At 61.4% G+C, this 14,562-nt stretch carries 12 protein-coding genes and 1 pseudogene; 11 read left to right on the top strand and 2 right to left on the bottom strand.

Features of this window, described 5'->3' with window-relative positions; all coding sequences use genetic code 11:
• The first annotated feature begins 6 nt into the window (after positions 1-6).
• From C0058_RS02250 to trxC, 5 genes are all read left to right on the top strand, one after another.
• Positions 7-1,749 carry a potassium/proton antiporter gene (locus C0058_RS02250; protein ID WP_008439183.1) on the top strand — a complete coding sequence of 581 codons (1,743 nt, stop codon included), beginning with the start codon at positions 7-9 and terminating at the stop codon, positions 1,747-1,749.
• A 70-nt stretch (positions 1,750-1,819) separates the two neighbouring features.
• On the top strand, positions 1,820-5,170 hold the full coding sequence (gene mscK, locus C0058_RS02245; RefSeq protein WP_008439184.1) for a mechanosensitive channel MscK: 3,351 nt from the start codon (positions 1,820-1,822) through the stop codon (positions 5,168-5,170).
• A 50-nt stretch (positions 5,171-5,220) separates the two neighbouring features.
• A complete protein-coding gene (gene selO / locus C0058_RS02240) occupies positions 5,221-6,684 on the top strand; it encodes a protein adenylyltransferase SelO (RefSeq protein WP_102367956.1) in 1,464 nt (487 codons plus the stop codon).
• A gap of 116 nt (positions 6,685-6,800) precedes the next feature.
• On the top strand, positions 6,801-7,982 hold the full coding sequence (locus C0058_RS02235; protein ID WP_102367955.1) for an MFS transporter: 1,182 nt from the start codon (positions 6,801-6,803) through the stop codon (positions 7,980-7,982).
• Between the two features lie 76 nt (positions 7,983-8,058).
• Positions 8,059-8,493, top strand: a complete 435-nt coding sequence (gene trxC, locus C0058_RS02230; protein WP_003209402.1) for a thioredoxin TrxC — start codon at positions 8,059-8,061, stop codon at positions 8,491-8,493.
• Here the strand turns inward: trxC and C0058_RS32965 are convergent.
• Together C0058_RS32965 and C0058_RS02215 are read right to left on the bottom strand one after the other, a co-directional pair.
• Positions 8,481-8,723 (bottom strand): annotated as a pseudogene (locus C0058_RS32965) (DUF6124 family protein); the annotation flags it as partial. The gene trxC and the pseudogene C0058_RS32965 sit on opposite strands and share 13 nt — an antisense overlap.
• Positions 8,724-9,171: 448 nt before the next feature.
• A complete protein-coding gene (locus tag C0058_RS02215) occupies positions 9,172-9,942 on the bottom strand; it encodes a ParA family protein (RefSeq protein ID WP_003209397.1) in 771 nt (256 codons plus the stop codon).
• A gap of 348 nt (positions 9,943-10,290) precedes the next feature.
• On the opposite strand from C0058_RS02215, the gene C0058_RS02210 reads away from it, so the two are divergent.
• Genes C0058_RS02210 through C0058_RS02185 form a run of 6 tightly spaced genes read left to right on the top strand, consistent with a single transcriptional unit; the run spans position 10,291 to position 14,521 of the window.
• On the top strand, positions 10,291-11,013 hold the full coding sequence (locus C0058_RS02210; protein ID WP_102367953.1) for a beta-ketoacyl synthase chain length factor: 723 nt from the start codon (positions 10,291-10,293) through the stop codon (positions 11,011-11,013).
• Positions 10,989-11,801 (top strand): 1-acyl-sn-glycerol-3-phosphate acyltransferase, encoded by an 813-nt coding sequence (locus tag C0058_RS02205; RefSeq protein WP_102367952.1) that lies wholly within the window; start codon positions 10,989-10,991, stop codon positions 11,799-11,801. Before C0058_RS02210 ends, C0058_RS02205 begins: the two co-directional genes overlap by 25 nt.
• The gene (locus C0058_RS02200) at positions 11,779-12,048 is read left to right on the top strand and encodes a phosphopantetheine-binding protein (protein ID WP_008439197.1); all 270 of its coding nucleotides are present in this window, start codon (positions 11,779-11,781) and stop codon (positions 12,046-12,048) included. Before C0058_RS02205 ends, C0058_RS02200 begins: the two co-directional genes overlap by 23 nt.
• A 9-nt stretch (positions 12,049-12,057) precedes the next feature.
• Positions 12,058-12,312 carry an acyl carrier protein gene (locus C0058_RS02195; protein WP_003209389.1) on the top strand — a complete coding sequence of 85 codons (255 nt, stop codon included), beginning with the start codon at positions 12,058-12,060 and terminating at the stop codon, positions 12,310-12,312.
• Positions 12,309-12,854 (top strand): hypothetical protein, encoded by a 546-nt coding sequence (locus C0058_RS02190; RefSeq protein WP_102367951.1) that lies wholly within the window; start codon positions 12,309-12,311, stop codon positions 12,852-12,854. The genes C0058_RS02195 and C0058_RS02190 overlap by 4 nt, the downstream gene beginning before the upstream one ends.
• Entirely contained in the window at positions 12,851-14,521 is a 1,671-nt protein-coding gene (locus tag C0058_RS02185) for an acyl-CoA synthetase family protein (RefSeq protein ID WP_102367950.1), read from the top strand. The genes C0058_RS02190 and C0058_RS02185 overlap by 4 nt, the downstream gene beginning before the upstream one ends.
• Positions 14,522-14,562: the final 41 nt, after the last annotated feature.

The following is a 14,562-nucleotide window of genomic DNA, read 5'->3' as shown; positions in this document are numbered from 1 at the left end:
CTGCCTTTGAATGCGACGACCATCAACAGCCTGTTCTTGATCGGCGCGTTGCTGGTAGGTGCGAGCATTCTGGTGAGTTCTCTTTCGTCCCGTCTGGGGATTCCGATCCTGGTGATCATCCTGGCCGTGGGCATGATCGCCGGCGTCGACGGCGGCGGCATCATCTTCGATAACTACCCGACTGCCTACCTCGTGGGCAACCTCGCCCTGGCCGTGATCCTGCTCGACGGCGGACTGCGAACGCGGGTAGCCAGTTTCCGTGTAGCCCTCTGGCCTGCGTTGTCCCTGGCGACGGTCGGGGTGCTGATCACCACCGGCCTCACCGGCATGGCAGCCGCCTGGCTGTTCAACCTCAACATCATTCAAGGCCTGCTGATCGGCGCCATCGTCGGCTCCACGGACGCCGCAGCGGTGTTCTCGCTGCTGGGCGGCAAAGGCCTGAACGAACGGGTCACCGCCAGCCTGGAAATCGAATCCGGCAGCAACGACCCGATGGCGGTGTTCCTCACCGTCACCCTGATCGACATGCTTGCCAGCGGCCAGACCGGCCTGCACTGGAGCCTGCTGGGCCACTTGATCCGTGAGTTTGGCATCGGCGGCATCATCGGCCTGGGCGGCGGCTGGTTGATGCTGCAGATGGTCAACCGGATCAACCTGGCCAACGGCCTGTACCCGATCCTGGTGATTTCCGGCGGCCTGGTGGTGTTCGCCCTGACCAACGCCTTGCACGGCAGCGGTTTCCTCGCCGTTTACCTGTGCGGCCTGGTGATCGGCAACCGCCCGGTGCGCAGCCGGCACGGCATTTTGCATATGCTCGACGGCATGGCCTGGCTGGCACAGATCGGCATGTTTCTGGTGCTGGGCCTGCTGGTCACGCCCCATGATTTGCTGCCCATCGCGCTGCCGGCCCTGGGCCTGGCGCTGTGGATGATTCTCTTCGCACGGCCGCTGTCGGTGATCGTCGGCCTGTTGCCGTTCAAGGCCTTCCATGGCCGAGAGAAAGCCTTTATCGCCTGGGTCGGCCTGCGCGGTGCGGTACCGATCATTCTGGCGGTGTTCCCGCTGATGGCCGGCCTGCCCCACGCGCAGCTGTACTTCAACCTGGCGTTCTTTATCGTGCTGGTGTCGTTGCTGGTGCAGGGTACGAGCCTGCCCTGGGTCGCCAAACTGTTGAAAGTGACGGTACCGCCAGAGCCGGCGCCGATTTCCCGGGCGGCCCTGGAAGTGCACGTCACCAGCGAGTGGGAGCTGTTCGTCTACCGCCTGGGCGCCGAAAAATGGTGCATCGGCGCCGCCCTGCGGGAGCTGAAAATGCCCGAAGGCACACGGATCGCCGCGCTGTTTCGTGGCCAGCAACTGCTCCATCCGTCGGGTAGTACGGTGCTCGAAGTCGACGATCTGCTATGCGTAATCGGCCATGAACACAACTTGCCGGCCCTCGGCAAACTGTTCAGCCAGGCACCACAACGGGGCCTCGACCTGCGCTTCTTCGGTGACTTCGTGCTGGAAGGCGACGCCCAGCTGGGCGCGGTTTCGGCCCTGTACGGGCTCAAGCTCGAGGGCATCGACCCGGACATGCCACTGAGTCGTTTCATCACCCAGAAAGTCGGCGGGGCACCCGTGGTCGGCGACCAGGTGGAATGGAACAACACCATTTGGACCGTCGCGGTCATGGACGGGAACAAGATCGGCAAAGTCGGCGTCAGATTCCCCGAAGGAAGTCGCCCGGGCCCCGGACTCTTCCTCTAAACTGCGGGGCGACGGCGCGCCAGTCGATGTCGGGACGCCCCCTATTTTTCACCTTGCTCGACCGGTCTCTATGACAACCCTGCGCACTTTTCTCGCCACTGCCCTGCTGGGCCTGACTCTCTGCGTCGGCACCGTACACGCGGCCGACCCGCCCAGCATCGATTCCGTCCAGCAAACCCTGGACAAGCTGCCGGACCGCAAACTGCCCGACGCCGACATGAAGGCGCTGCAAAGCATCCTGCAGCAAACGCTCACCTTCCTGGGCAACCAGCAGGACTACCAGCAGCGCCTGGTGGACCTCAAGCGCCAGCTCGAAGACGCGCCGCGCCAGACCGTCGACAACCAGCGCGAACTGACCCGCCTCAAGGCCACCAAGGTGATTCCGGTCGCCCAGCGCTACGCCACCTTGCCGGTGCCGCAACTTGAACAACTGCTGGTGCAGCGCACCACCCAGCAAGGCGACCTGCAAAAGGAACTGGCCGACGCCAACAGCCTGACCATCGCGGCCCAAACCCGTCCCGAGCGCGCCCAGACCGAAATCAGCAGCAGCCAGACACGTATCCAGCAGATCAACGCGACTCTCAAGGCAGGCAAGGACAACGGCAAGACCCTCAGCGGCGACCAGCGCAACCAGCTGAATGCCGAGTTGGCCGCCCTCAACGCCCTGATTCCCCTGCGCCGCCAGGAACTGGCCGGCAACAGCCAACTGCAAGACCTGGGCAACAGCCAGCACGACCTGGTGCTGGAAAAGACCGCGCGCCTGGAGCAGGAAATCCAGGACCTGCAAACCCTGATCAACCAGAAACGCCTGGCCCAGTCCCAGGAAACCGTGACCCAGCAGTCCATCGAAGCCCAGAAGGCCGGTGGCAGCAGCCTGCTCGCCACGGAAAGCGCGGCCAACCTGAAACTGTCCGACTACCTGCTCAAAAGCACTGACCGGCTCAACGAGCTGACCCAGAAAAACCTGCAAACCAAGCAGCAACTGGACAGCGTGACCCAAAGCGACTCGGCGCTGGACGAGCAGATCAACGTGCTCAAGGGCAGCCTGCTACTGTCCAAGATCCTCTACAAACAGAAGCAGGCCCTCCCGCGCCTGACCGTGGACCGCGACCTGGCGGATGACATCGCCAACATTCGCCTGTACCAGTTCGAGGTCAATCAACAGCGCGAACTGATCAGCACCCCGAGCACCTACGTCGACAGCTTGCTGGCCAACCAGCCGGCCGACCAGGTGACGCCGCAACTGCGGCGCACCCTGCTGGAACTGGCGATCACCCGCAGCGACCTGCTGGAACGCTTGAGCCGGGAACTGAGCGCACTGCTCAACGAATCCATCACCCTGCAACTGAACCAGAAACAACTGCTGAGCACCGCCACCACCTTGCGGGCGACCCTCGACGAACAGATGTTCTGGATTCCCAGCAACAAGCCGCTGGATACCGAATGGCTGGAAACCGTACCGGCGCACCTGAGCAAACAGGTCAATACCCTGCCGTGGGCCTCCAGCGTCAGCGAGCTGTATGACGGCCTGACCCAGCGCCCGCTGCTGTTCCTGCCCCTGCTGTTGTTGATCGGCGCGCTGCTGTGGCGTCGCAGCTACCTGTATGCCCGGCTGAAAAAAATCCATATGGACATCGGCCACTTCAAACGCGACAGCCAGTGGCACACGCCGGTGGCGATCCTGGTGAATATCGCGCTGGCGATGCCGGTGGCCCTGGGCCTGGCACTCTGCGGCTATGCGCTGCAGATCGACGCCCGCGGGCAAAACGCCAACCTCGGCGCCGCCCTGCTGCAGATCGCCCAGGCGTGGCTGGTGTTCTACACCGCGTATCGGATCCTCGCGCCCGGCGGCGTCGCCGAGTTGCACTTCCGCTGGGAAAAACCCCAGGTCGAATTCCTCCAGGGCTGGGTACGCAAGCTCGGGCTCGTGGTACTGGCGTTGGTGGCCGTGGTGGCCATCGCCGAGCATCAGCCGGCAGCGCTGGCCGACGATGTGCTGGGCATCGGCGTGGTACTGACCTGCTACGCACTGATGGCGTGGCTGCTCGGGCGCCTGCTGCTCAACAGCCCGACTCATGAAAAAGCCTCGCTGTTTCGCAAGGCCGTGGGCCTGGTGTTTACGGCACTGCCGGTGGCGCTGTTTATCGCCGTATGTTTTGGCTACTACTACACCGCCCTCAAGCTCAGCGACCGGCTGATCAACACCTTGTACCTGCTGATGTTCTGGCTGGTGATCGAAGCCACCTTCGTACGTGGCCTGGGCGTTGCGGCACGGCGCCTGGCCTATGCGCGGGCCCTGGCCAAACGCCAGGCCGCCAAGGAAGCCGGTGAGGGTGAAGCAGTGATCGAAGAGCCGACCCTGGACATCGAACAGGTCAACGAACAGTCGATGCGCCTGATTCGCCTGGCGCTGCTGGGCGGCTTTATCGCTGCGTTGTACTGGGTGTGGTCCGACTTGATCTCGGTGTTTTCCTACCTGGACAACGTCACCCTCTACGAATACACCAGCGGCACCGGCGCCAATATCAGCATGGTGCCCATCAGCATCGGCGACTTGCTCGGCGCCCTGATCATCATCGGCATCACCTTCGCCCTGGCGCGCAACCTGCCCGGCCTGCTGGAGGTGTTGGTGCTGTCCAAGCTCGACCTGGCCCAGGGCAGCGCCTACGCCACCACCACCTTGCTGTCCTATGTGATTGCCGGCGTCGGGTTTGTCTCCACCCTGTCGACCCTCGGCGTGAGCTGGGACAAGTTGCAATGGCTGGTGGCCGCGCTGTCGGTGGGGTTGGGTTTCGGGATGCAGGAAATCTTCGCCAACTTCATCTCCGGCATCATGATCCTGTTCGAGCGCCCGGTACGGATCGGCGACACCATCACCATCGGCAACCTGTCGGGCACGGTGAGCAAGATCCGCATCCGCGCCACCACCATCACTGACTTCGACCGCAAGGACATCATTGTCCCGAACAAAACGTTCATCACCGGGCAACTGATCAACTGGTCGCTGACCGACACCATCACCCGGGTCACCCTGAAACTGGGCGTGGACTACGGCTCGGACCTGGACCTGGTGAAGGAATTGCTGCTCAAGGCCGCCGCCGAAAACCCACGCGTGCTGAAGGACCCGGCGCCCCACGTGTACTTCCTCAACTTCGGTGAAAGCACCCTCGATCACGAACTGCGCATGCATGTACGGGACCTGGGCGACCGCAACCCGGTGATCGATGAGGTCAACCGCTTCATCAACCGCGAGTTCAAGAACCACCACATCAACATCTCGTTCCGGCAGATGGAGGTTTACCTGAAGAACCTGCATGGCCAGGAATACAAGCTGGTGCCGGTGGAAGAAGAAAACCGGACCATCCTGCCGCCCGCCCAGGACCAGGACCTGCCCGAGCCGCCGCCCGCCAAACTCGACTAAACGCGCTATCCCCAGCAGAATGGTCGGACATTCTGCTCAGGAGATGGCCGTTGAAAGCCCTCGACGAACTGACCTTCGACAACCGCTTCGCCCGCCTGGGCGACGGCTTCTCAACCCATGTGCTGCCCGAGCCCATCGACGAACCGCGTTTAGTGGTGGCGAGCGAGGCAGCCATGGCGCTGCTGGATCTCGACCCCGCCGTGGCCGAAACGCCGGTATTTGCCGAGCTGTTCGGCGGGCACAAGCTGTGGGCCGAGGCCGAGCCGCGGGCGATGATCTATTCCGGGCATCAGTTTGGCTCGTACAACCCGCAACTGGGGGATGGCCGCGGATTGTTGCTGGGCGAGGTGTACAACCAGGCCGGCGAGCATTGGGACCTGCACCTCAAGGGTGCCGGGCAAACCCCGTACTCGCGCATGGGCGATGGTCGTGCGGTGTTGCGCTCGTCGATCCGGGAGTTTCTGGCGTCGGAAGCACTGCATGCGCTGGGCATTCCCAGCAGTCGTGCGCTGTGTGTGATCGGTTCCACCACGCCGGTGTGGCGCGAGAAACAGGAGCGCGCCGCCATGGTGCTGCGCCTGGCCCACAGCCACGTGCGCTTTGGGCATTTCGAATATTTCTACTACACCAAGAAGCCTGAATTGCAGAAGCAATTGGCGGAGCACGTGCTGTCCCTGCACTTCCCGGAATGCATGGAACAGCCCGAGCCGTACCTGGCGATGTTCCGCGAAATCGTCGAGCGTAATGCCGAGTTGATCGCCAAGTGGCAGGCCTATGGGTTCTGCCATGGAGTGATGAACACCGACAACATGTCGATCCTCGGCATCACCTTCGACTTCGGGCCGTTTGCATTTTTGGACGATTTCGACGCGCAGTTCGTCTGCAACCACTCCGACCATGAAGGGCGTTATTCCTTCAGCAACCAGGTGCCGATCGGGCAGTGGAACCTGAGCGCACTGGCCCAGGCGTTGACGCCGTTTATCAGCGTCGAGGCGCTGCGGGAAACGCTGGGGCTGTATCTGCCGTTGTTCCAGGCCCACTACCTGGACCTGATGCGCCGCCGACTGGGCCTCACCACCGCCGAAGATGACGATCAGAAACTGGTGGAGCGCCTGCTGCAACTGATGCAGAACAGCGGCGTCGACTACACCCTGTTCTTCCGCCGGCTGGGGGATGAATCCGCCGCATTGGCCGTGGCGCGGTTGCGCGACGACTTTGTCGACCTCAAGGGGTTTGATAGGTGGGCGGATCTGTACAAGGCGCGCGTGGAGCGCGACGCCAGCGGTACAGAAGAACAGCGACGTGAGCGGATGCATGGGGTGAATCCGCTTTATATCCTGCGCAACTATTTGGCGCAGAACGCCATCCAGGCGGCGGAGCTTGGGGATTACAGCGAAGTGCGCCGGCTGCATGAAGTGCTGACCAAACCGTTTGAAGAGCAGCCGGGGATGGAACAATACGCCCAGCGGCCGCCGGATTGGGGGAAGCATTTGGAGATTAGTTGTTCGTCGTAGGAGCGAGCCAATGTGGCGAGGGAGCAAGCTCCCTCGCCACAACACGGATATATCCAGAAATAAGTATCGGACGCGCCTGACATCCCCAAATACACATCCGGCTTAGGGTTTAGCGGATGTGTAAATCAAATTTGAAACATAAAACCTTGACCCCAGGCCTTAGGGTCGTGGTGGCCAGGACGCTGGTCAGTGCGGTTGTTTTCGACGCTCTTGTTCCTCTTTCTCCGTTAATCGCTCAGGACTTGAGTGTTTCTCCGGCATTCTTTCAAGGCATGCTCGGCTTGTGCCTGATGGCTTTCGCATTCAGCCAGTTGTTTTCAACGCCGCTGGTCAACCGACTGGGAACCAGCGTCAGCCTGGCCGGTGCATCGGTGCTGATCGCGCTGCTATGTGTCGCAGTGGCGTTATCAACAAGCGCCCTCATGCTATCGATCATCTTTACTTTCATGTTCATCGCCAACGCGGTGGCAGCAACCTCTTCACGCCTTTGGCTACGTCAACGACTCGGGCAAACAACCTTCCAAAGCGCGACAGCTTATCTCTTGAGTGCTATTAGCGTCCTTACGGTAATAAGCCCGCCGACTCTGCTGGCGGCAGCCTCGTTTTGGGGGTGGAGATGGGTTTTTGGCGTACTCGGTTGCCTGCTTTTTATAATCGGCCTGGGACTTCTGGCCACTCATCACGGCAAGGCAACCGACCAAGGCCAACAGGCTGCAACTGAAACCCAATCTTTACTAGGGAAACACCCGAAATTCATCTGCGGTTTACTGCTTGCACTCCTGATACAGAGCGCCTTCACACAGCTGAACCTCAGCAAGGCGTTTGCCCTGCAGGGAGTTTTTCATCTCTCACCACAAGCAACAGGCATGATCCTTTCAGGTTGGGCGGCGCTGGTAGCGGCAGGTTTTTTCTTTTCAGGGAAAGCCGTCACACGATTCAGTGACGCCCAACGCCTAAATGCAGGATCCGCCTCTCAGTGCCTCGCCGCACTGTTGATGGTAGCGGCATGGCTACATGTCAATATCTACCTTTACCTGGCAGCTGCAGCAGCAACCAGTATTGCCTTCTGCATTTTGTTGCCCCTTGCGACCAGCTGGGCACTGGATATCGACGCGTCTCACCAAGCCAAAGCTTCTGCGGTTTTCGGATGCATCACTGTGGCCGGGGCAGGATTATTAACCTGGCTAGGGTCTCAATGGAATGCACCACTGCTTTTCACTCTGATGCTGGTGATTGGGGGTTGTGCTGTGGGCAACGTGTTTGCCTGCCAACTGGCACGAAAGAAGATTGCACGCTGATGGCTTGTGTTGTTCCTTGATAAACCCCGACGGCGGCTCCAAATAGAACCCATTGGCCACTTTCACGGAGCCCAGCATGTCCGACTCTCTAGTAATCCCCTGCCCCCACTGCAACGGTCTTAACCGCATCCCCAATGAACGCCTGGGCGATGCGCCTAAATGCGGGCGCTGCAAGCAACCGGTGCTGCTGAGCAAACCCTTTGAGCTGAAACAGGGCGATTACGCCAGCCAGATCAAGGGCGACCTGCCGTTGCTGGTGGATGTGTGGGCCGAATGGTGCGGGCCGTGCAAGTCGTTTGCGCCGGTGTTTGAGCAGGCCGCCGGGCAGTTGGCCGGGAAGTGTCGATTGGCCAAGCTCGATAGCGAGGCCAATCAGCAGTTATCCGCTCAGTTGGGGATTCGCTCGATTCCCAGCCTGATCCTGTTCAAGAATGGCCGGGAAGTGGCGCGTCAGAGCGGTGCGTTTCCGTTACCGCAGTTGATGAGCTGGCTGCGCAGTCAGGGCGTTTGAGGTAACGGGACACCCCGGTCCATCACTTGCCCCATCAGCAATACGCCCAATTCGCTCAACTGATGAATGGCCAACGCGACATCGCGCTGCTTGCCGGTGAGGTCGTCGGAAAGGTCGAGCAAGAGGGTGGTGACTGAGGAGAAGGTTTCGTAGGTATTGAGGATCAGGGTTTCGGTGGCTTGGCCGGGGCTGACTGTAAAAAGGTACGACGGGGGATTTGGAGTAGCTTTTAAACATGGTCGACATTCCTGATTGGAGCCGCCATCTGATCGCTACTAAACGAATTAGGGTGGCAGCTGTACGCAGGTTAGTAGACCGGGAAATGTCGAAGCCGGCGCGCCCGAAGACGCCCTACGCACAGCTACCATCAAGCACAGACTCAGCGCCTGAAAGATGAAGCTTATGCACTTAACGACAAACACTCGGGCTACTAAACCCGATCACTGAGAATTCAGCGACCGAACAACCTTAGAGACGCCCATCCAGACGCACAAGCCGGCGGATTCTGGCGTAACTGTAGGCAACGGCGCAAGACGACGATTTCCCTGTAGGAACAAAGACCAAATGTGGGAGCGGGCTTGCTCGCGAATGCGGTGAGTCAGTCAATAGAGAATTCGACTGATCCACCGCATTCGCGAGCAAGCCCGCTCCCACATGGGTGATGTGTTGCCTGCTAAATCACGCGTTTTCCAGCAAGTTATGCAATTCCACAAACTGCTGTGTCAGCTTGTGCCGTGGGTCCAGGTGGATCAGCGGCATGTTCGCCTGGTGCGATTCACGCATGCGCACCGAGCTGGTGAGGTACACCGGCAGTACCGGCAACCCTTCGGCAATCAATTCATCCAGCATCTGCTGCGGCAGGCTCGCCCGGGCCTGGAACTGGTTGACCACGATGCCTTCCACTTCCAGCCCTTCGTTGTGGTCTTCCTTCAATTCTTCGATCTCGGCCAACAGGCCATACAGCGCCTGGCGGGAGAAGCTGTCGCAATCGAAGGGGATCAGCACGCGATCAGCGGCAATCAGCGCTGAAACGGCATAAAAGTTCAGCGCCGGCGGCGTATCCAGGTAGATCCGGTCGTAGTCCTCGCTCAATTCATCCAGCAGCTTTCGCAGCTTGTTGATCTTGTGCTTGGCCTCGAGCTTGGGCTGCAAGTCGGCCAGTTCCGCGGTGGCGGTGATGACGTGCAGGTTGTCGAACGGGGTTTCGTAGATATCCACCTGGTTCTTCTTCGAAAACGGCCCGGAAGACAGGGTTTGCTTGAAGAAGTCGGCGATTCCCATGGGGATATCGTCGCCGGTCAGCCCGGTGAGGTACTGGGTAGAGTTAGCCTGGGCATCGAGGTCCACCAACAGGGTTCGATAGCCTTCGCTGGCGCTGACCGCCGCCAGGTTGCAGGCAATGCTGGACTTGCCAACACCGCCTTTTTGGTTGAACACCACGCGCCGCATGGAAAAACCTCCGTGTATCAATGAATGACCCGAGTGTAGAGGGCAAAAGCGCCCGTTAGCTACCTCGTTTGTTCCTGTACTACAGCATCAGAGGCTCTATCTCGCATAACAATTTCCCGTCTGTCCGACAAAGCAGGAATTGCCTGACACCTGCTGCCCTACCTGCATGATGGACAATCGGTAATTCTTTCCAGCGAATTTGTAATCATCCGTGAACAATTCTTTACCAAAGTTTGCTAGAACCCCGCAGCACCGGGATAATGCGCGCCATTCGGCGATTGCACCCTGTCCCGGTATTCGGGGCCAATGGCCGCACAAGGAAGCCCGCAGGGGCGGGATAACTTCTCAGTGATCAATTTCAACATCGCCCAATGGCGCGCCTGGGCTCCCGGGCTCGAAAGCGCGGACGACTGGCGCACCTGGTGCCGGCAGCCGACATTGCTCGCCCGCACCGACGCGGCACCCGATGTGTCCTTCCTGCCGGCCATGCAGCGCCGGCGCCTGAGCCGCCTGGCGCGCATGGCCTTCAGTGTGGGCTGGCCCCTGGCCGAAGGCTTGCAACAGTTGCCATTGGTGTTTGTTTCCCGTCACGGCGAAACCCCACGCACCCTCGATATTCTCAGCGACCTGGCCAACGACGAGCCCCTGTCGCCGACCCAGTTCAGCCTGTCGGTGCATAACGCGGTGATTGGCCTGTGGTCGATCCTGCGCAATGAAACCAGCGAAATGACCGCCCTCGCCGCCGCCGGCGATGGCCTGGAGCACGGCATGCTCGAAGCCGCTGCCCTGCTCAATGAAGGCGCACCGTCTGTATTGCTGATCATTACCGAGGAACAGCCCCCCGAAGCCTATGCGCGCTGGATCGAGGACGTGCCCTTCCCCTACGCCCTCGGCCTGCTGCTGACACCGGGAGACGAGTGGCAGCTGGAACTGAATACAGCCGCTGTCCAACCCACCACCAAAGCCCAGTGGCCCCACGCCCTGAACCTGCTGCGCACCCTGCTGAACGAACAGGGCGCCTGCCAACATGCCTGGAAGAACCGAGTATGGAACTGGCAACGCAAGTCCTGACCGAAAAGCCCCGGAAGGCCTACTACTGGCGCCTGTTCGCCACTGCCACCGCCTTCGCCCTGTTTGGCCTCGGCGGCCTGTGCCTGCGTGTCCTGGTGTTTCCGCTGCTCAGTTGCCTGCCGGGTGATGCCAAACAGCATCAGCGACGCGCCCGCCACACCATCAGCTGCCTGTTCTGGTTGTTTATCCGCATGATGACGCGCCTGGGCATCCTGACCTACAGCGTCGAAGGCGCGGAAAAGCTCGGCCGCCCGGGCCAGATGATCATTGCCAACCACCCATCGCTGGTGGACGTGGTGTTCCTGATCGCCCAGATGCGCCAGACCAACTGCGTGGTCAAGCAGAGCCTGTGGCAGAACCCCTTCACCCGGGGCCCGGTGCGCGACGCCGGCTACATCAGCAACGACGGCAGCGCCGACATGCTCGACGCCGCCGCCGATGCCCTGCGGGACGGCCAGACCCTGATCATTTTCCCGGAAGGCACCCGCACCTCACCGGGCCAGGCACCGACCTTTCATCGCGGCGCCGCCGCCATTGCCCTGCGCGGTGCGAGCATCATCACTCCGGTAGTGATCAAGGTCAGCCCCACCACCCTGACCAAGGCCGAACCCTGGTATCGCATCCCGAATCGCCGCTTTCACTTCAGTTTGCGCGTGGGTGCCGATATAGAACCACAGGCGTTTGCCGCACAAGGGCCCGCGCCCCAGGCATCACGCAAGCTCAACGATTACCTGCACCAGTATTTTATTAAGGAGCTCGCCGAAGATGAGCGACCAACACCGCCTTGAGCACGACATAAAAACGCTGATCATCGAGGCCCTGGGCCTGGAAGACATCAGCGAGAGCGACATCGGCAACGAGCAAACCCTGTTCGGCGAAGGCCTTGGCCTGGATTCAGTCGACGCCCTGGAATTGGGCCTGGCGATCCAGAAAAAGTACGGCATCAAGATCGATGCCGACGCCAAGGACACCCGCAATCACTTCACCAACGTGGCCAGCCTCGCGGCGTTCGTCACGGCCCGACAGGCAGCTTGAGACCGTACCATGCAAACTCGTGACGATATTTTCAACACCTTGCGCGACGCCCTGGTGGAACTGTTTGAACTGGAACCGGAACGCGTCACGCTCGACGCCAACCTGTACCAGGACCTGGAAATCGACAGCATTGATGCAGTGGACCTGATCGACCACATCAAGCGCCAGACCGGCAAGAAAATCGCCGCCGAAGAGTTCAAGGCCGTGCGTACCGTGAATGACGTGGTCGAGGCGGTCTACCGCCTGGTTCAACCGGCCGCATGAGCCGGCTGATCGCCCTTGGCCTGTTGCTGGCGGGGCTGCTGTACCCTTTTGCGGTGTATTACGGCACTGAGCATTTTGCCCCGTGGCAATTTGGCCTGCTGCTGGGCAGCCTGTGGCTGTTGCGCGCCCTGACCGGCGCCAGGCGCCCGGGCAGCCGCTGGATGGCGGCGGCGATCATTGTCTTTTGCCTGCTGCTCGCCTGGTTCGACAACCCGCAGATGCTGCGCTGGTACCCGAGCCTGGTCAGCGCCTTCATGCTGGCACTGTTCGGCCTGAGCCTGAAATACGGGCCGCCGATGGTCGAGCGCCTGGCGCGCATGAGCGAGCCGCAACTGCCCGAAAAAGCGATTGTGTATACCCGCCAGGTCACCGTGGTGTGGAGTGTATTTTTCCTGTGTAACGGCCTGCTCGCCGCCGCCCTCACCCTGTGGGCGCCGCTGAGCTGGTGGACGTTGTACAACGGCATGATCGCCTACGGGCTGATGGGGCTGTTGTTTGCCGTGGAATGGCTGGTACGACAAAGGGTTCGAGGCCGCGTATGAATTGGTTGAATCTTGAGCACTTGCTGCTTGAGCCTGTGGAGCAGCGTTTGGTCACCACCGAACCTGCCCTGGATCACCCACACCTGTGGGAGAAGTCCCTGAGCCTGGCCGCCGGGTTGCAAGCCCGGGGCATCCAGCGCCTGGCGGTGTACCTGGAAGATGCCGGCTTGCTGGCGATCGCCCTGCTGGGTGCGTGGCGAGCAGGCGTCAGCGTGTTGTTGCCTGCCGACCTGCAACCACAAACGCGCCAACGCTGGGACGATGCCGTCGACGCCTGGTTGACCGAGGCCAGCGACTTGGACGCGCTGTATCAAGCGCCATCAAGCGCCGAAGCCCTGGACCTGGATGCCTGCTGCCTGAGCCTGTGCACCTCCGGCTCCAGCGGCGAACCCAAGCGCATCGACAAAACCCTGCGCCAGATGGCCAATGAAGTCCAGGCGCTGGAAACCTTGTGGGGCGCCGACCTGGGCGAGGCGTGCATCATCGGCAGCGTCGCCACCCAGCATATCTATGGCTTGCTGTTCCGGGTGCTGTGGCCGTTGTGTGCCGGGCGCACCTTTGTGCGCCAACAGTTGGCATTTCCCGAGGACTTGCAGCGCGCCAGCCGCGAGCATGCGCAATTTGCCTGGGTCGCCAGCCCGGCGCTCCTCAAGCGCATGGGTGACAACCTCGACTGGCCAGCGCTTACACCGGTCAAACGGGTGTTTTCCTCCGGCGGCGCCTTGCCCCTTGAGGCCGCCGGCAGCCTGCATCAGCGTTTGCAGCAATGGCCGACGGAAATCCTCGGCAGCTCGGAAACCGGCGGCATCGCCTGGCGCCAGGGCGAACAACCGTGGCAGCCGTTTGCCGACGTGCAGCTGAGCCAGGACGCCGACGGCGCCTTGCGCATCGCCTCGCCATACTTGCCCGCCGGCCATGTCGAACAGACCGCCGACGCCGCCACCATCCACGCCGACGGCCGCTTCGAATTGCTCGGCCGCCTGGACCGCATCGTCAAGCTGGAAGAAAAACGCATCTCCCTGCCGATGCTGGAACAGGCGCTGATGGACCATGCCTGGGTCGCTGAAACGCGCCTGGGCGTGGTGCAGGAAAACCGCGCCTCCCTCGGCGCCCTCGTGGTGCTCAGCGCAGACGGCTTGCATGCCCTGCGTAACCAGGGCCGGCGCACCGTCACCCAGACCCTGCGCCAGCACTTGAGCCAACACTGCGAAGCCCTGGCCCTGCCCCGCCGCTGGCGCCTGTTGCGCCAATTGCCGCTGAACACCCAAGGCAAGCTGCCCCAGGCCGACGTCGAAGCCCTGCTGCTGGCACCGCGCCCGAAAGCCCCGGAAGTACTGGAACAAGTCGAAGCCAACGGTGAATGGACCCTGCAACTGGCGATCCCGCCGGACCTCGCCTACTTCAGCGGCCACTTCCCGCAAACCCCGGTGCTACCGGGCGTGGTGCAAGTGGATTGGGCGCTGAGCCTGGGCCAGCAACTGCTCAAGCTGCCGGGGCCGTTCGCCGGGATGGAAGTGCTCAAGTTCCAGCAACTGGTACGCCCGGATGACCGGATCGAACTGCACCTGCGGTTCGATCAGGAGCGCGGCAAGTTGTACTTCGCCTACCGCAATGAGGCGGCCGCCTGCTCCAGTGGGCGGATCGTGCTGGAGAGGGTCAGTGATTAAGCTTTTGTGGCGAGGGAGCTTGCTCCCGCTGGAGTGCGCAG

It is taken from the genome of Pseudomonas sp. NC02, from assembly GCF_002874965.1.
Taxonomy (GTDB): domain Bacteria; phylum Pseudomonadota; class Gammaproteobacteria; order Pseudomonadales; family Pseudomonadaceae; genus Aquipseudomonas.
Note: the sequence above shows the minus strand (reverse complement) of the source record. Positions and strands in the feature narration are given on the sequence as shown.